The sequence below is a fragment of the Methylobacterium sp. 285MFTsu5.1 genome (assembly GCF_000383455.1).
Classification (GTDB): domain Bacteria; phylum Pseudomonadota; class Alphaproteobacteria; order Rhizobiales; family Beijerinckiaceae; genus Methylobacterium.
In genome coordinates this window covers 93,210-111,182 of the sequence record NZ_KB911282.1, presented here as the reverse complement: position 1 = coordinate 111,182, position 17,973 = coordinate 93,210, and the positions used below count along the sequence as shown (strand labels likewise).

The window sequence follows — 17,973 nt, the reverse complement described above, 5'->3', positions numbered from 1 at the left end:
AGGATGAGGTGATCTGACAGGAGAAGCCGATCCATCCTCGCCGGCGAGTGTATCAGAAAATCACGCGGCGCATGCGGTCTGCCCGGCCAGCATCTTGCGGATCTCCGGTATGCACGAGCCGCAATTCGTCCCGGCCTTGCAGGCGGCGCCCACCGCCTCCGCGGAGCCGGCGCCTCCGGCGATGGTCGCGGCGATAATGTCCGCGCCGACGCCGTGACAGGCGCAGACCACCGGACCCGCCGAGGCGGTCGCCGCGCGGCCCGAGAGCAGCGCCCGCCGCTCGGCGGCGTCGGGCGCCTCGGCGGCGAACAGGACCTTGGCGGCCTCCCAGTCCGGCCGCTCGGCGGCGGGGGCGTAGGCGAGGCAGGCGACGAGGCGGTCGCCGTCGTAGACCGCGCAGCGGTAGCGATCGCGGGCGTGGTCGGCATATTCCGCCAGCTCGCCGCCCGGCAGCGCCTCGCTCTGGATCAGCCCGCGCACCATCAGCGCCACGGCGCGGGAGCTGTCGGCGGTGGCGAACTGCGCGCCCCAGCCGCCGGTGATCGCGGCGCGTGCCCACCACCAGCCCTCGGGCAGCGCCACCTGTCGGCGCGTCAGCAGGAAGCCGCGGGCGCGGTAGCCGACGGACTCGACCGCCGCGGGGGTCGCCTTGAGCTCGGGCTGACCCGAGACCGGGTCGGTCATGCCCCGCACCAGCGCGCCGACCCGGGCCCGCGACGCGAAGGCGCCGCCCCAGTGCATCGGCATGAACAGGCTGCCTGGCACCACCGTGTCGGTGACCGTCACCTCCAGCTCGGCCGCGCCGTGCGCGGTCGTGAGCCGGGCGATGTCGCCCTCCGCGAGGCCGTGGGCCGCCGCGTCGTCCGGATGGACCTCGACGAACGGCACGGCGCGGTGCGCGGAGAGCCGCTGGCTCTTCCCGGTGCGGGTCATCGTGTGCCAGTGGTCGCGGACCCGGCCGGTGTTGAGCATGAGCGGGAACGCCGCCGAGGCCGCGAGCGCGAGGGCCGGCGGCTGCACCGCGACGAAGCGGGCGCGCCGGTCGAAGGTGTAGAACCGGCCGTCGCCGAACAGCCTCGCCTTCCCCTGTTGGGCGCCCCGGAAGCCGGAGCGCTTCGGGATCGGCCACTGCACCGGCAGGGCCGCCTCGTAGGCGGCGTCGCCGATGTCCGCGAGCGCGCCGAGGTCGAAATCGCGGGTGCCGTTGTTCTCGTAGGCCGAGAGCCCGGCATGCTCGCGGAAGATCGCGGCGGCGGAATCGAACGCGAAGGCCCGGCCGTGGCCGAGGCGGCGCCCGACATCCGCCAGCGCCGCCCAGTCCGGCCTGGCCTCGCCGGGGCTCGCGAGGAAGCGGCGCTGGCGCGAGATCCGGCGCTCGGAATTGGTGACCGTGCCGTCCTTCTCGCCCCAGGCCTGGGCGGGGAGAAGCACGGTGGTCTTGGCCCGCCCCCGCGCGGTGTCGGAATCCGCCACCGCCTCGGACACCACGTAGAGGTCGAGGCCGGCGAGCGAGTCCCGGATCGCGTCGGCCCGCGGCATCGAGACCAGCGGGTTGGTGCCCATCACCCACAGCGCCTTGATCTTGCCCCGGCCGATCGCCTCGAACAGGGCCACCGCCTTCATGCCCTCGCCGGTGATGATCCGCGGGGCGCCCCAGTAGCGGCGCACCCGGTCCACCTCCTCGGGGGTGAAGTGCATGTGGGCGGCCAGCATGTTGGCGAGCCCCCCGACCTCGCGCCCGCCCATGGCGTTCGGCTGGCCGGTCAGCGAGAACGGCCCCATCCCGGTCTCGCCGATCCGGCCGGTGACGAGGTGGCAGTTGATGATGCTGTTGCCCTTGTCGGTCCCCTGCGCCGACTGGTTCACCCCCTGCGAGAAGGCCGTGACCACCCGGCGGGTGCCGGCGAACAGGGCGTAGAAGGCCGCGATGTCGGCCTCGGTCACGCCGGTGACGGCGGCGACAGCCGCGAGGTCCGGCGCGATCTGGCGGGCGCGGTCGAGGGCGCCGTCGAGGCCGGCCGTGTGGGAATCGATGAAGGCGCGGTCGCGGAAACCGTTGTCCGACAGGTAGACCAGCAGGCCCGAGAACAGGGCGGTGTCGGTGCCCGGCCGGATGCCGAGGAACAGGTCGCATTCCTGCGCGGTCTGGGTCCGGCGCGGGTCGATGACCACGAACTTGGTGCCGCGGCGCTCCTTGGCGTCGGCCATGCGGCGGAACAGGACCGGGTGGCACCACGCGGTGTTGGAGCCGACCAGCACGATCAGGTCGGCCTCGTCGAGATCCTCGTAGCAGCCCGGGACCGTGTCGGAGCCGAAGGCCCGGCGGTGGGCCGCGACCGCGCTCGACATGCAGAGCCGCGAGTTGGTGTCCACGTGCGGCGTGCCGATGAAGCCCTTCGCGAGCTTGTTGGCGACGTAGTAATCCTCGGTGAGGAGCTGGCCCGAGAGGTAGAAGGCGATCGCGTCCGGCCCGTGCTCGTCCGCCACCGCGCGGAGCTTGCCCGCGACCGTGTCGAGCGCGGCATCCCACGAGACCTGGGCGCCGTCGACCTGCGGGTGGAGCAGGCGGTTCTCGAGCGACAGGGTCTCGCCCAGCGCCGAGCCTTTCGAGCACAGGCGGCCGAAATTGGCCGGGTGCTCGGAATCGCCCGCGATGGTGGCGCCGCCCTGCCCGTCCGGGGTCGCGAGCACGCCGCACCCGACCCCGCAATAGGGGCAGGTGGTCCGCACCGTCGGCGCCGCCACTGGCTGGGTCATGGCTGAATCCTCGCAGGGTCGTCCTGGGCGGGAGCAAGCTTCGCGCCGCCGTTCCCCTCCCCGCTGTGGGGAGGGGTTAGGGGTGGGGGTGGTGCAGAAGGCACCGCCCGAGCCCCATCCTGCGCCACCCCCACCTCTGGCTCCTCCCCACAAGCTCGAGCGATCCCGGGCAAGCCCGGGGTCGCCAGGGGAGGAGAGCAAGTTGCGGTTCAGTACACGTCGGCCTGATACCGCCCGGCCTTCTTGAGCGCCGCGAGATAGGCCACCGCGTCCTCGGGGCTCTTGCCGCCGAACTGCGCCGCCACGTCGATGATCGCCCGCTCGACGTCCTTGGCCATGCGCTTGGCGTCGCCGCAGACGTAGAAATGCGCGCCGCCCTCCAGCCACTTCCACAGCTCGGCGCCGTTCTCGCGCATCCGGTCCTGGACGTAGGTCTTCTCCGTCCCGTCCCGCGACCAGGCCAGGGACAGGCGGGTGAGCACCTTGTCGTCCTTCAGGCTGTTCAGCTCGTCCTTGTAGAAGAAGTCCGAGGCCTGCCGCTGGTGGCCGTAGAACAGCCAGTTGCGGCCCGGCGCCCGCGTGGCGGCGCGCTCGCGCAGGAAGGCCCGGAACGGCGCGATGCCGGTGCCGGGGCCGCACATGATCACGTCCTTCGACAGGTCGGCCGGCAGTCCGAACCCGTGCGCCTTCTGGAGGTAGACCTTCACCCTGGTCTGCTCGGGCAGGCGCTCGCCCAGGTGCGTCGAGGCCACGCCCAGCCGCAGCCGCGAGCGGTGGTTGTAGCGCACCGCGTCCACGGTCAGCGACACGCGGCCGACATCCATCTTGGGCGAGGACGAGATCGAGTAGAGCCGCGGCTGCAGCTCGTCCAAGGCCTCCAGGAAGACCTCGGCGTCGGGCCGCGCGCCCGGGAACTTGTGGAGCGCGCCGAGCACGTCGAGATAGGCGGCGTCGCCGTCCGGATCCTCGCCGGAGGCGAGCGCCTGCGCCTTCTTGCGCGCCGCCCCGGAGGTGAGCAGCGACAGCAGCTGGTACAGATTGTCGGGCGCCGCGCCGAGCGCGTAGTTGATCAGCAGGTGCTCGCGCAGGGTCCTTTCCCCGATCACCCGCTCGGGCCGGGCGCCGAGTTCCGCGATCACGGCATCCACCAGTGCGGGGGCGTTGGCGGGGAACAGGCCCAGCGAGTCGCCGACCTCGTACTGGATCGGCGTGCCGTCGAGCCCGATCTCGATGTGCCACGTCTCCTTCTCGCCGCCCGGATCGTTGAGGCGTCGACGGGACAGGAACAGCGCCTCGACCGGGTTCTCGCGGCAGTAGCCGAGCGGGCCGAGATCGGCCGCCGCCTTCGGGACGTCGTCCTCCGCCTTCGGCGCCGCGGGGACGCCCCCGGCGGCGCCGAACTCCTCGTCCAGCTTCTTGAGCATGCGCAGGGTCTCTTTGCCGCCGGGCTGGCAAAGGTTCAGGCGCGCCTCGTTCTTGAGGAAGATGGCGTTGGCGTAGTCGGCGCAGTTGTAGCCGCACTGGCCGCAATCCTGCTGGGCCATGGCGGCCATCAGCTTCTGCGGTTCGGGCCGGTCCTTGGCCATCGCCATCCGGTCGGCGATCGGCACGGACGGGTCGTGCCAGGGGGCGTCGTCGTTGTCGGCGAGTTTGGGGCCCGTGGCGGGGCCCTCGCCGGGCGCGAGCGCCGTCGCGCCCGCGACGGCGGGGCCGAGCAGGGCCGCGAAGTAGCCCGAGAGCCAGGCGCGCTGGTCCTCGTTGAAGGGCGCGGTCTCGGGGATCAGGACGAGGGGGGGCGAGACGTGCTGGGTCATGCGGCGGCCTTCAGGGCGGGCTGGTCCTCGGCGGCGTCGCGGAGCGCCTCCGCGCCGGTGCGGCTGGTGAAGGCCTGGAAGCTCTCCTCGGGGCCTTGGCGTAGGGCGAGGTAGGCGCGCAGCAGCGCCTCGACGCGGGCGGGCGCATCCTCGGCCTTCACGGCCTTCCAGATCTCGGTGCCGATCTTCGGGTTCTCGGCGAAACCGCCGCCGACCACGACGTCGTAGCCCTCGACGGTGTCGCCCTCCTCCGAGACGACGACCTTGGCGCCGATCAGCCCGATATCGCCGATGTAGTGCTGGGCGCAGCTGTGGTGGCAGCCGGTGAGGTGGACGTTCACCGGCACGTCGAGGTTCGGCAGGGCGGTCTCGACGTGGTCGGCGATGATCAGCGCGTGGCCCTTGGTGTCGGAGGCCGCGAACTTGCAGCCCTTCGCCCCCGTGCAGGCCACGAGACCGGAGCGGATGCCCGCCGCCTTGGTGGTGAGGCCGAGATCGAGCACCCGCTGCTCAACCTCGGCGACCTTCGCGTCCGGAACCCCGGAGAAGATGAAGTTCTGCCAGACGGTGAGGCGGATCTGGCCGTCGCCGCACTCGGCGGCGATCTTGGCGAGCGCCCGGACCTGATCGCTGGTCATCTTGCCGACCGGCAGGACCACGCCGATCCAGTTGAGGCCGGGCTGCTTCTGGGCGTGGACGCCGACATGGGCGAACCGGTCGGTGGCCTTCCGCGGCGCGACCTGCTCCGGCGCGACCCGGTCGAGCTTGCGGCCGAGCTTGTCCTCGACGGCCGCGAGGTACTTGTCGAAGCCCCAAGCGTCGAGGACGTACTTCATCCGGCTCTTGTTGCGGTTCGTCCGGTCGCCGTTCTCGATGAACACCCGGATGATCGCGTCGGCGACGGCGTTGCAGTCCTCCGGCTTCAGCACGATGCCGGTGTCGCGGGCGAGGTCCCGGTGGCCCGAGATGCCGCCGAGCACGAGGCGCATGTAGATGCCGGGCGGCACGGCGGCGCCGTCCAGCACTTCCACGGCCTGGAAGCCGATGTCGTTGGTCTCCTCGAGCGTCGGCATCACGCCGCTGCCGTCGAAGGCGACGTTGAACTTGCGCGGCAGGCCGTAGAGCGAGCGGTCGTTCAGGATCCAGTTGTGCCAGGACTTGGCGAGCGGGCGCGTGTCCAGAAGCTCCTGGGCGTCGATGCCGGCGGTCGAGGAGCCGGTGACGTTGCGGATGTTGTCGGCGCCCGCCCCCCGGGCCGTGAGGCCGATATCGGTGAGCCCGTCGAGGAAGGGCTGGGCGTGCTCGGGATCGATCTCCCGCACCTGCAGGTTCGCCCGGGTGGTCACGTGGACGTAGCCGCCACCGTGCTGGTCGGCGAGGTCGGCGACGCCCGCGAACTGCCAGTGGTGCAGGATCCCGTTCGGGATCCGCAGCCGGCACATGTACGAGACCTGGTTCGGCGCCACCCAGAACATCCCGTGGTAGCGCCAGCGGAAATTGTCCTCGGGCTTCGGCTGCTTGCCGGCGGCGGCCTCCTGGATGAGGCGGTTGTGGCCGTCGAACGGGTTCTCGGCGCGCTTCCATTTCTCCTGGTCGCAGAGCTTGCCGCCGTCCTTGACGGTCCGGTCCTGCGCCTTGATGTGGATCGCGTCCGGGCCCGTCGGCTCGGCCGGCGGCGCGGCCGCCCCCGCCCCGCCCGCGGCGAGGCCGCCGGTCAGGCGGACGGCGGCGATGCCGGAGGCGAAACCCTCGAGGTAGCGCTTCTGCTCGGCCTCGAACGCGCCCGCGGCGGTCTGGGTGGTGGTCTCGGACATCCGCGCCTCCTCAAGCAGCCAGGGGCTCGGGCGCGGGGCGCCCGAACATCAAGTCGTCCACGTTCTCGATCGGGTCGCCGGAGCGGATCAGCCCCTTGCAGGCGCCCTGCTCGGCGATGTCGCCGACGAACACCGCGCCGATCAGCCGGCCGCCGCGCACCAGCAGCTTGCGGTAGAGGCCGGCGCCGGGATCGGAGAGCACGATCGCCTCCGCGTCGTCGGGCGTGTCCACGATCCCGGCCGAGAAGACCGGCAGGCCCGAAACCTTCAGGCTCGTGGACAGGGCCGTGCCCCGGTACTCGGCCGGCTCGCCCGAGAGGTGGCGGGCGAGCGTGTCGGCGTGCTCGTAGGCGGGCTCGACCAAACCGTAGATCTGGCCGCGGTGCTCGGCGCACTCGCCCAGCGCGAAGATCCGCGGGTCCGAAGTGGTCATCCGGTCGTCGACCGTGATGCCCCGGCCGATCGCCAGCCCCGCTTCCTGCGCCAGCGCCACCGAGGGGCGCACGCCCACCGACATCACCACGAGGTCGGCCGGGAGCGCGGTGCCGTCCGCCAGCACGAGGCGCTCGACCCGGGACGCGCCCTCGATCCGGGCGGTGTCGGCCTTGAGGATGACGCGCACGCCCCGCGCCTCCATGGCGCGCTTCACCAGCCCGGCGGCGTGGTGATCGAGCTGGCGCTCCATCAGCCGGTCCATGACGTGGAGCAGCGTGGTCTCGACGCCGAGGCGCGCGAGCCCGACCGCCGCCTCGAGGCCCAGGAGGCCGCCGCCGATGACGATCGCCTTCGCGTGCTGCACGGCGGCACGGCGGATCGCCGCCACGTCGGCGAGGTCGCGGAAGGTGATGACGCCCGGAAGGTCCATGCCGGGCTTCGGCAGGCGGATCGGCAGGGAGCCGACCGCGAGGACCAGCCTGTCGAAGGGCAGGACGTGGGTCTCGCCCACGATGACGAGCCCGTTCTCCCGGTCGATCCGCGTCGCCGGCGCGCCGGTGATCAGGCGGATGCCGTGATCCGCGTACCAGTCGAGGCCCCGGAAGGCGCAGGCCGCCTCGTCGACCTCGCCGCCGAGCAGCGAGGAGAGCAGGACCCGGTTGTAGGCGGCCGTGGGCTCGGCCCCGATGCAGGTGATGTCGTAGCGGCCGGGCGCGGCCTCGGTCAGCCGCTCCAGGAAGCGCAGCGAGGCCATGCCGTTGCCGACGACGACCAGCCTCTCGCGCGGCGGGCCGTTCCCGGCGCCCGCGTCGTGTCCGCGTGTGTCCATGGGGGATGTCGCCATCGCTCGATCGCGTCTGGAACCTCGAGTGCAGGGTCGTTGGCGGACCGCCCACGAAAAAGCCGCTGCCGGTCGTCTCCCGGCAGGCTTCAGCCCAAGGGAGAACCGGATCAGCGGCCTCGCTGACGGCGCTGTCCGTCGCCGTTGACGGACGGGGGGAGGTTTGCAGGTTCCGTGCCAGACGCCGCGCGGTCCGCGAGCGCCGCGCGGACCCGCAGGATCGGTGGGGCGGCCGGGACGTTTCGGCCGTCGAGGCGGCGGCTTCGGCACTGCACAAAAACTGTGCGACCCGTCGCAAAAGCGATCACGGGCGGACCGGGCTTTCCGGCAGCGACAGGAAGGTCGGGAAATTTCCGGAGGCGCGTCGACGGGGGGCTACCGCGCGCACGCGATCGCCGCGTCGGCCCCGATGGGCTGACCGGCAACGCGCAGCTTCGGATTATGATGAACGTATTACGTCAGTTCTCGCGACTATAACGCCGCGAGTCGGACCGATTCTCGAGTTGTAGAATCGCAGGCGCGCAATGCCGGCGCCTGGAACGCGCCCGCATCGACGTCGCGGTCCGTTACAGGAGTGTCGACAGCATCGCCAGGAGCCCCAGCGTCGGCATCGCGCCGGCGGCCAGGACCCAGTACCAGGCGTGGTGCGATCCCGCCCGACGGTTGTCGTTGCAGGCGCGGGGCACGCGGCCGCCCCGCGTGACGTAGCGTCGAAGCTCGACCCGCCCGCGCGGATGCGAGATCAACGATCCAGTTTCGAGTTTGCGGCATCCAGGCATGGCTCAAGCACAACGGGCGAGCGTGCCCCGCGTTCCGCCGCTGTTCGCCGCGATTCCGCGCGCCGATGACGAACCGCGCGAAGTGTCGCCGTCGTCAGAGATCCGCCATCGCCGCCCGGTACAGATCCGCCCTGTAGACGGTCGCGATCGCCGCCGCGATGTCGAACTGCGCGGGCACCTGCTGCGACGCCCGCATCTGCTCCAGCAGCCACCGGGCCTGCGCGGCGCGCGGCTCCTCGACCGACGCGCCGAAGCGGATGCGCGTGCCGGGCTCGGCGGACAGGTCCGGATCGCCGAAGGCCCGGCCGACCAGGGCGGGATCGAGATCGAGATAGGTCCGGCGGGCGAGGCGATGGATCAGTTCGGTCCGGTTCTCCGGATCCGCGCACCAGCGTCCGGCCCGGGCGACCGCCCGCACCAGCGGCAGGATCGCGCCGTCGAGCCGCGCGGAGACGGCCAGCACCTTCTCGGGCGCGTTCGGCGCGAGGGCGCTGCCGTGGACCGCCACACGCCCGTGGCCGGCCGCGACCGCCACGTCGTTCCAGGGCGCGCCCGCGCAGAACCCGTCGACCAGGCCGCGCGCCAGCGCCTCCACGCAGTGCTGCGGCGGGACCACGACGGTGCGGAACGCCGCCGCGTCGAGGCCGCCGGCCTCGGCGAACAGCCGCACTTGGTAGCTGTGGCACGAGAAGGGATGCACCGTGCCGAGGGTCAGCGGGCTGCCGGCGCGGTGCCGGGCCTCCGCCACGCCCGCGAAGGCGCGGGCGACATCCGCCAGGGCCTCGCTGGCCGGGTCCATCGCGGCCCAGAGGGTGTTGGACAGCGTGACGGCGTTGCCGTCGGTGCTGAGCTGGAGCGGCACGATCAGGTCTGAGGGCGGCCCCGACAGGGCGAGCCGGCTCGCCAGCGCCAGCGGCGCCAGCATGTGCGCGCCGTCGAGATGGCCCAGCGCCAGCCGGTCGCGCAGCGTCGCCCACGAGGGCTCGGCGGTGAGGTCGAGGTCGAGCCCCTCGGCCCGGGCGAAGCCGAGTTCGTGGGCCGCGATCAGGGGCGCCGCGTCGCAGAGCGGAACGTAGCCGAGCTGGAGCCTCATCCGAGCAGGTCCGCGGTGGTGACGATCGCCCGGGCGATGTCGGCGATCTTGCGCTTCTCGTTCATGGCCTTGCGGCGCAGCTGCTTGTACGCCTCGTCCTCGGAGAGGCCCTTCATGGTCATCAGGATGCCCTTCGCCCGCTCGATCAGCTTGCGGTCGGCGAGTTCGCCCCGCGCCTCCGTCAGCTCGCGCTGGAGGCGCGCGAAGGCGTTGAAGCGCAGGATCGCGATGTCGAGGATCGACTTGATCCGTTCCGCCCGCAGCCCGTCCACCACGTAGGCGGAGATCCCGGCATCGACGGCGGCCTGCATCATGGTCGAGTCCGAGCGGTCGACGAACATCGCCACGGGCCGCTCGACCTGCCGGGAGACACCCGACATCTGCTCCAGGATGTCCCGGCTCGGGCTCTCCAGATGGATCACCACCACGTCGGGCTTGAGCGCGGCGACGCGCTCCATGAGGTCGGCGGTGTCGGGAATCACGACCACGCGCCCGATCCCGGCGGCGCGCAGGCCCTCTTCCAGGATGGCCGCGCGGGCGCGGCTCGGGTCGATCACGGCGACGGTGAGATTGGTTTCAGTCATCGTGGCCCGGTACGGGGCGGGTCTTCTTCTCGAGGCCGGCCCGGCGCGGGCCGCCGCGAGCTAAGCAAGGCCCGTGCCCGTGCTGGGCCCGCGGCGCCCGTTTCCGCGGAATCCCACCTTGCGGCACCAGTAACCGCTGCGCAAAGAAACGGTCCAGCTTCCGCCGCAATGCTGGCCGCACTGTACAGGCCTCGCGGCGGTCAAGGAGATCGGTGATTCGGATGCGCAGGCCAGATCAGCCCGCCCTGACGGCCGCCGCCCACGGCCGCGTGTCCATGCCCTTCCTGCCGACGCTGGCCGTCGTGGCAATCCTGGGCGTGGCCTCGCTCTACTGCCCGACCTCGAAGCCCGGACAGCCCGGCGCCCGGGTCGAAGCGGGCGTGTCCGCCGCTCCCGGACCCACGGATTTCGCGCCGATCGCCGCCGTCGCGGCGCCGGGCCGCCCGCCCGCCGTGATCGCGTTCGCCGAGCAGTACCCGCTCGACGCCGTGATCGCGCGGACGGGGTCCCTGCCCGCCCGTCCGGCCGTGGCCGCACGGGCGAACGCCCACGTCGCGGCCGCGGGCCGGCGCGCCTGCCCCGGCCGGCGCTGCCCCGAGACGCCCCGCAGCAACACCGATCCCATGGCGCCCGCCCGCGGGGCGGCCGATGAGGCCGAGGACGCCCTGCTCCCGTCGCAGGCCATGCCCTTCGCGGCCTCGGTGGTGGAGACCCTGGTTCCGGCCGCGCGGGCCGTCGGCGACGCGGCGAATCTCGTGCGCAGCAGCGCGAGGGCGGTCCAGGGCACGGTGGCCCTGGCGGTGGCCGACTGCCTGCGCTGACCGCGTCGGGCAGCGGGCACCCCGACCTCTGGATCTCGTGACCGGACGTCCTAGGTGCGTCGCAGCGGACGGCCCGGACTGCCGGCCGCGGACCGGGGCCGGGGCCGGATGGCTGCACGCATCGAGGATTACGCGCTCGTCGGGGATTGCCGGAGCGCGGCGCTGATCAGCCGTCAGGGCAGCGTCGACTGGTTGTGCTGGCCGCGCTTCGACGCGGCCGCCCTGTTCACCAGCCTCCTGGGAACCGAGGCGCACGGCTTCTGGAAGATCTTCCCCGAGGCCGAGCACGTCGAGACGCGCTGGTCCTACCGGCCGGGCAGCCTCGTGCTGGAAACCCGCCACACCACGCGGCAGGGCGAGGTCCTGGTCACGGATTTCATGCCGGTCGGCGACGGGTCCCATCTGGTGCGGCTCGTCGAGGGCGTGCACGGGCGCGTCGCCATGCGGATGGAGATGGCGGTCCGGTTCGATTACGGCTCGGCCGTGCCCTGGGTCTCCCGCTCGGAGCTGGGCGACCTGCGCGCCGTCTCGGGCCCTCACAAGGTCGTGCTGCGCACCGACGTCCATCTCAAGGGATCGGACGCGCAGACGACGGTGTCCGAGTTCACCGTCCATGCCGGTGACAAGCACCGGTTCGTCCTGAGCTACGGTCCCTCCCACGAGGAGGACCCGCCCCCGATCGAGCCGCGCAAGGTCCTCGAGGCCACCGACCAGCACTGGCGCGAATGGTCGTCGCGCTGCGCCGGCGGCACGGGCTGGGACCGGATGCTCCAGCGCTCCCTCCTGACCCTCAAGGCGCTGATCTACGAGCCCACCGGCGGCATCGTGGCGGCGCCCACGGCCTCCCTGCCGGAGGGGCTCGGCGGGATCCGGAACTGGGATTACCGGTTCTGCTGGCTGCGCGACTCGACCCTGACGCTGATCGCCCTGATGGACGGCGGCTACATCGACGAGGCGCGCGACTGGCTGGGCTGGCTGCTGCGGGCCGTGGCGGGCAATCCCGAGCAGGCGCACATCCTCTACGGCATCGCCGGCGAGCGGCTGCTGCCCGAGATCGAGCTGGACTGGCTGCCGGGCTACGAGAACTCGCGGCCCGTCCGCATCGGCAACGCCGCCGCCAGCCAGTTCCAGCTCGACGTCTACGGCGAGCTGTTCGACGCGCTCTACCAGGCCCATGCCCGCGGCCTGCCGGTGAGCAAGGACGGCCTGCGGGTCGGCCTCGCGATCCTGAACCACCTGGAGACCGCGTGGCGCGAGCCCGACGAGGGGATCTGGGAGGTGCGCGGCGGGCGTCGCCACTTCACGCACTCGAAGGTCATGGCCTGGGTGGCGTTCGACCGGGCGCTGCGCATGCACGAGATGCACGAGAACGGCGCCACGCAGGAGCAGGCCGAGCGCTGGCGCGCCGTCAAGGACGAGATCCACGCCGAAGTCTGCGAGAAGGGCTTCGATCCCGCTCTCAACAGCTTCGTCCAGTCCTACGGCGCGAAGGCCCTGGACGCGAGCCTCCTGCTCATCGCCCATACGGGCTTCCTCCCGCAGGACGATCCCCGGGTGGTCGGCACCGTGGAGGCGATCGGCAAGGGGCTGATGCGGGACGGCTTCATCCTCCGCTACGAGACCGAGGGCCAGACCACCGACGGGCTGACCGGCTCCGAGGGGGCTTTCCTGCCCTGCACCTTCTGGTACGTGGACAACCTCATCGGCCTGGGGCGGCGCGACGAGGCCGGGGCACTGATCGAGCGCCTGATCGGCATCTGCACCGATCTCGGCCTCGTCAGCGAGGAATACGACGTGCAAGCCAAGCGTCTTGTGGGTAACTTCCCTCAGGCGTTCACCCACGTCGCCCTCGTCAACACGCTCCTCAGCTATACGCGCGGCGAAGGGCCGGCGGATCGGCAGGGTGGTAAGGCCAACGGAGCTCCTCCCGCCGTCCTACGGCAGCGCGAAGCCGCGAAGCGGACCGCGCGAGGCGAACTGGAAGACGCGACATCATGAGCGGTGCTGACACTCCCGCCAAGGCGGCCCTCGCTGAGATCGATACGCTCAGCATTAACACGATCCGGACGCTCGCGATCGACGCGGTGCAGAAGGCCAATTCGGGCCATGCCGGCGCGCCCATGGCGCTGGCGCCGGTCGCCTACACGCTGTGGAACCGCTACCTGCGCTACGACCCGGCGCACCCGCACTGGCCGAACCGCGACCGGTTCGTGCTGTCCTGCGGCCACGCCTCGATGCTGCTCTACGGGCTGCTGCACCTCGCGGGCGTCGCCGAGAGCGACGGCGGCAATGCCCCGGCGGTGTCGCTGGAGGACATCAAGAAGTTCCGGCAGCTCGACAGCCGGACCCCGGGCCACCCGGAATACCACTTCACCACCGGCGTCGAGACCACCACGGGCCCGCTCGGCCAGGGCGTCGCCAACTCGGTCGGCATGGCCATGGGCAGCCGCTTCCTCGGCCAGCACCTGAACCGGCCGAACCTGCCGCTGTTCGACTACAACGTCTACGCCGTCTGCTCGGACGGCGACCTGATGGAGGGCGTCGCCTCCGAGGCCGCCTCGCTCGCCGGCCACCTGCGGCTCGCCAACCTCTGCTGGATCTACGACGACAACACCGTCACCATCGAGGGCCACACGGAGCTGGCCTTCGGCGAGGAGGTCGCGACCCGCTTCCTGGCCTACGGCTGGCAGGTGCTGCGCGTCGCCGACGCCAACGACGTGCACGCGCTGGCGGGCTCGATCGAGACCTTCCTGGCCACCAACGACCGCCCGACGCTCATCATCGTCAAGTCGGTGATCGGCTACGGCGCCCCGAAGAAGCAGGGCACCTCCAAGGCCCACTCGGACGCGCTCGGCGAGGACGAGGTGAAGGGCGCCAAGCGCGCCTACGGATGGCCGGAGGACGCGCAGTTCCTCGTGCCGGACGGCGTGCAGGAGAACTTCCGCAACGGCATCGGCAAGCGCGGCGCCGGCCTCTACGATTCGTGGCAGGGCCTGCTCGCCAAGGCGAAGGAGGCGGACGCCGCCCACGCCGAGGACCTGAACGCCTTCCTGGAAGGCCGCCTGCCGGAGGGCTGGGACAAGGACATCCCCGTCTTCGAGCCGGACGCCAAGGGCCTCGCCACCCGCGAATCCTCCGGCAAGGTGCTGAACGCCATCGCCCAGCACGTGCCGTTCCTGCTCGGCGGCTCGGCCGATCTGGCGCCGTCCAACAAGTCGAACCTGACCTTCGAGGGCGCGGGCTCGTTCGGCCCGTTCTCGCCGGGCGGCCGCAACCTGCATTTCGGCGTCCGCGAGCACGCCATGGGCTCGATCGTGAACGGGCTCGGCCTCTCCGGGCTGCGGGCCTACGGCGCGACCTTCCTGGTCTTCGCCGACTACATGCGCCCGCCGATCCGGCTCGCCTCGCTCATGGAGCTGCCGGTCTTCCACATCTTCACCCACGACTCGATCGGCGTGGGCGAGGACGGGCCGACCCACCAGCCGGTGGAGCAGCTCCTGTCGCTGCGCTGCATCCCGGGCCTCGTGACCCTGCGCCCGGCCGACGCCAACGAGGTCGCCGAGGCCTACCGGGTGATCTTCACGCTGAAGAACCAGCCGGCGGTTCTCGCCCTCTCGCGCCAGCCGCTGCCGACCCTCGACCGCGCGAAGTACGGGGCCGCCTCCGGCACCGCCAAGGGCGGCTACGTGCTGGCCGACAGCGAGGGCACGCCCGACGTGATCCTGCTCGCCTCGGGCTCCGAGGTGCAGCTCTGCGTCGGTGCCTACGAGGCCCTGAAGGCCGAGGGGGTGAAGGCCCGGGTCGTGTCGATGCCGTCCTGGGACCTGTTCGAGCGCCAGGACGAGGCCTACCGCGACTCGGTGCTGCCCCCCGCCGTCAAGGCCCGGGTGGCCGTCGAGCAGGGCAGCGTCATCGGCTGGGACCGCTACGCCGGTTCCGAGGGCGCGATCATCGGCATGCACACCTTCGGCGCCTCGGCGCCGATCAAGGATCTCCAGACCAAGTTCGGTTTTACCCCCGAGAAGGTCCTGGACGCCGCGAAGGCGCAGGTGGCCAAGCACAAGAAGTAGCCCGGGGGCCTGCTCTCCCGCCCGGTCCGGGCGGGAGGGTGCGTTCGGGCGAGAGTACGCGGTACGCGAGGCGAGGAACCGACATGAACGCGCTCAAGGCCCTGCACGACGAACAGGATCAAGCGGTCTGGCTCGACTTCGTGGCCCGCGGATTCATCGAGAAGGGCGAGCTGAAGCAGCTCGTGGAGCGCGACGGCCTGCGGGGCGTCACCTCCAACCCGTCGATCTTCGAGAAGGCGATCGGCCACTCGGACGAGTACGACGACAGCCTGAAGGCCGTGCAGGCGACCGGCGACAGCCGCGTCATCGACCTCTACGAGGGGCTCGCCATCGCCGACATCCAGGCGGCCGCCGACGTGCTCCGCCCGGTCTACGAGGCGAGCGACGGCGCCGACGGCTACGTCAGCCTGGAGGTCTCGCCCTACCTCGCCCTCGACACCGAGGCGACGCTGGCCGAGGCGCGCCGCCTGCACAAGGCGGTCTCCCGCGACAACCTGATGGTCAAGGTGCCGGCCACCCCGGAGGGGATCCCGGCGATCCGGCAGCTGACGAGCGAGGGCATCTCGATCAACGTCACCCTGCTGTTCTCGCAGGAGGCCTACGAGGCCGTGGCGCGCGCCTTCATCGACGGTCTCGACGCGCGCGCGAAGGCCGGCCACGACGTCTCGCGGATCGCCAGCGTGGCGAGCTTCTTCATCAGCCGCATCGACGTCCTGGTCGACAAGCTCCTCGACGAGAAGATCGCGCAGGCCAACGATCCGGACGAGAAGTTCGCCCTCGAGCAGCTGAAGGGCAAGGTGGCGATCGCCAACGCCAAGCTCGCCTACCAGCGCTACAAGACGATCTTCGCCGAATCCAAGTGGACCGCCCTGGCCGAGAAGGGCGCCAAGGCGCAGCGGCTGCTCTGGGCCTCCACGGGCGTGAAGAACAAGGCCTATTCCGACGTCCTCTACGTCGAGGAGCTGATCGGACCGAACACCGTCAACACGATGCCGCCGGCCACCATGGACGCGTTCCGCGACCACGGCGTGGTGCGGGCCACGATCGAGGAGGACGTGCCCGGCGCCGAGGCGGTGATGAACCGCCTCGCCCGGGCCGGGATCGACATCGAGGCGGTGGCCGAGCAGCTGGTGAAGGAGGGCGTGCAGCTCTTCATCGACGCCGCCGACAACCTGCTGGGCGCCGTCGCCGGCAAGCGCGTCGCGCTGCTGGGGCACCGTCTGGACGGGCAGAGCCTCGCCATGGACGACACCCTGGCGGCCGAGGCCAAGAAGGCCGTCGAATCCTGGCGCGCCAGCGGGTCGATCCGCCGGCTCTGGGCGGGCGACGCCTCGGTCTGGTCCGGCCACGACGAGGCGAACTGGCTCGGCTGGCTGCACATCGTCGAGGAAGAGCTCGAGAAGGCCGCCGACTACGCCGCCTTCTCCGACTGGGTGAAGGCGCAGGGCTTCACCGACGCGGTCGTGCTCGGCATGGGCGGGTCGAGCCTCGGCCCGGAGGTCCTGAGCCTGACCTACGGCCAGCGCGAGGGGTTCCCGAAGCTCCAGATCCTCGACTCGACCCACCCGGATCAGGTGCGCGCCCTGGAGGCGAGCATCGACCTGGCCAAGACGCTGTTCATCGTCGCGTCCAAGTCCGGCTCGACCCTGGAGCCGAACGTCTTCCGCGACTACTTCCTGGCCCGCGCCAAGGACGTGCTCGGCGAGAAGGCCGGCGACCACTTCGTGGCCGTGACCGATCCGGGCTCCGACATGGAGCGCGCCGCGAAGGCGGATGGGTTCAAAAAGATCTTCTACGGCGTGAAGCAGATCGGCGGGCGCTACTCGGTGCTCTCGGCCTTCGGCCTCGTGCCGGCCGCCGCCATGGGCCTCGACGTGAAGGCGCTCCTCGAGACCGCCCGCATCATGGTCCGCTCCTGCGGCCCGGCCGTGCCGCCGGCCGTGAACCCGGGCGTCCTGCTCGGCACGGCCATCGGCGCCGCGGCGCTCGCCGGGCGCGACAAGGTGACGATCGTCGCCTCCCCGGCGATCGCGAGCTTCGGCGCCTGGGCCGAGCAGCTGATCGCGGAATCGACCGGCAAGCAGGGCAAGGGCCTCGTGCCGGTGGACGGCGAGCCGGTCGGCGTCCCGGCCGTCTACGGCCACGACCGGTTCTTCGTCTACCTGCGCCTCGACGGCAACGCCGAGGCCGCGCAGGACGAGGCCCTGCGCGCCCTGGAGCGGGACGGCCACCCGATCGCCCGCATCACCCTCGACTCGATCGAGCAGCTGCCGCAGGAATTCTACCGCCTGGAGATGGCGACCGCGGTGGCCGGTGCAGTGATCGGGATCAACCCGTTCGACCAGCCCGACGTCGAGGCCAGCAAGGTCGAGACGAAGAAGCTGTTCGCCGAGGCCGAGGCGAAGGGCGCCCTCCCCGCCGAGACGCCGCTCTACGAGGACGACTGGGTCGCGCTCTACGCCGATCCGCGGAACGCCGACGCCCTCAAGCCGGCCGCCGAGGGGCTCGAGGCCGCGATGAAGGCGCAGATCGGCCGCCTGAAGGACGGCGATTACCTGGGGCTCCTGGCCTACGTCCCGCGCGACGCCGAGGCCGCCGCGATCCTGCAGGAGCCGCGGATCGCCGTGCGCGACGCCCGCAAAGTCGCGACCTGCCTGGAGTTCGGGCCGCGGTTCCTCCACTCGACCGGCCAGGCCTACAAGGGCGGCCCGGACACCGGCGTGTTCCTGCAGATCACTGCGGACGCTGCCGAGGACCTGCCGATCCCGGGCCGGAAGCTCGGGTTCAGCACCGTCGTCGCGGCGCAGGCGCGGGGCGACTTCGCCGTCCTCGCCGAGCGCGGCCGGCGGGCGCTGCGCGTCCACCTCAAGGGCGGCGACACGAAGGCCGGCCTCGTGCGGGTCGCGGCGGCGCTGAAGATGGCTGTCGTCTAGCCGTCCCGGACCGCCGGCGGGGGGCTTCCCGG

The 17,973-nt window shown here is 71.7% G+C and carries 11 protein-coding genes; 4 read left to right on the top strand and 7 right to left on the bottom strand.

All coding sequences use genetic code 11. From position 1 onward, the window contains the following. Window positions 1-60: 60 nt before the first annotated feature. From H288_RS0119110 to H288_RS0119080, 7 genes are all read right to left on the bottom strand, one after another. Window positions 61-2,757: a nitrate reductase gene (locus tag H288_RS0119110; protein ID WP_020094185.1), complete on the bottom strand. Its 2,697-nt coding sequence runs from the start codon at window positions 2,755-2,757 to the stop codon at window positions 61-63. A 209-nt stretch (window positions 2,758-2,966) separates the two neighbouring features. Continuing rightward, window positions 2,967-4,571 carry a sulfite reductase subunit alpha gene (locus H288_RS0119105; protein WP_020094184.1) on the bottom strand — a complete coding sequence of 535 codons (1,605 nt, stop codon included), beginning with the start codon at window positions 4,569-4,571 and terminating at the stop codon, window positions 2,967-2,969. After that, complete coding sequence (locus H288_RS0119100) at window positions 4,568-6,385, bottom strand: NirA family protein (RefSeq protein WP_020094183.1); 1,818 nt, start codon at window positions 6,383-6,385, stop codon at window positions 4,568-4,570. The genes H288_RS0119105 and H288_RS0119100 overlap by 4 nt, the downstream gene beginning before the upstream one ends. Before the next feature lie 10 nt (window positions 6,386-6,395). After that, window positions 6,396-7,664: an FAD-dependent oxidoreductase gene (locus tag H288_RS32495; protein WP_085986811.1), complete on the bottom strand. Its 1,269-nt coding sequence runs from the start codon at window positions 7,662-7,664 to the stop codon at window positions 6,396-6,398. Window positions 7,665-8,227: 563 nt separating this feature from the next. Further along, complete coding sequence (locus tag H288_RS32490; RefSeq protein ID WP_020094181.1) at window positions 8,228-8,407, bottom strand: hypothetical protein; 180 nt, start codon at window positions 8,405-8,407, stop codon at window positions 8,228-8,230. 127 nt (window positions 8,408-8,534) lie between these two features. Next, window positions 8,535-9,533 (bottom strand): CmpA/NrtA family ABC transporter substrate-binding protein, encoded by a 999-nt coding sequence (locus H288_RS0119085; protein ID WP_020094180.1) that lies wholly within the window; start codon window positions 9,531-9,533, stop codon window positions 8,535-8,537. Further along, window positions 9,530-10,117 carry an ANTAR domain-containing protein gene (locus tag H288_RS0119080; RefSeq protein ID WP_026605088.1) on the bottom strand — a complete coding sequence of 196 codons (588 nt, stop codon included), beginning with the start codon at window positions 10,115-10,117 and terminating at the stop codon, window positions 9,530-9,532. The genes H288_RS0119085 and H288_RS0119080 overlap by 4 nt, the downstream gene beginning before the upstream one ends. A gap of 221 nt (window positions 10,118-10,338) precedes the next feature. On the opposite strand from H288_RS0119080, the gene H288_RS0119075 reads away from it, so the two are divergent. The 4 genes from H288_RS0119075 (at window position 10,339) to H288_RS0119060 (ending at window position 17,941) form a co-directional block, all read left to right on the top strand. Beyond that, a complete protein-coding gene (locus H288_RS0119075) occupies window positions 10,339-10,938 on the top strand; it encodes a hypothetical protein (protein ID WP_020094177.1) in 600 nt (199 codons plus the stop codon). Window positions 10,939-11,046: 108 nt separating this feature from the next. Beyond that, a complete protein-coding gene (locus tag H288_RS0119070; RefSeq protein WP_020094176.1) occupies window positions 11,047-12,936 on the top strand; it encodes a glycoside hydrolase family 15 protein in 1,890 nt (629 codons plus the stop codon). Then, complete coding sequence (tkt, locus tag H288_RS0119065) at window positions 12,933-15,008, top strand: transketolase (protein ID WP_020094175.1); 2,076 nt, start codon at window positions 12,933-12,935, stop codon at window positions 15,006-15,008. Before H288_RS0119070 ends, tkt begins: the two co-directional genes overlap by 4 nt. Window positions 15,009-15,091: 83 nt before the next feature. Continuing rightward, window positions 15,092-17,941: a bifunctional transaldolase/phosoglucose isomerase gene (locus H288_RS0119060; RefSeq protein WP_020094174.1), complete on the top strand. Its 2,850-nt coding sequence runs from the start codon at window positions 15,092-15,094 to the stop codon at window positions 17,939-17,941. The last annotated feature ends 32 nt before the right edge of the window (window positions 17,942-17,973 follow it).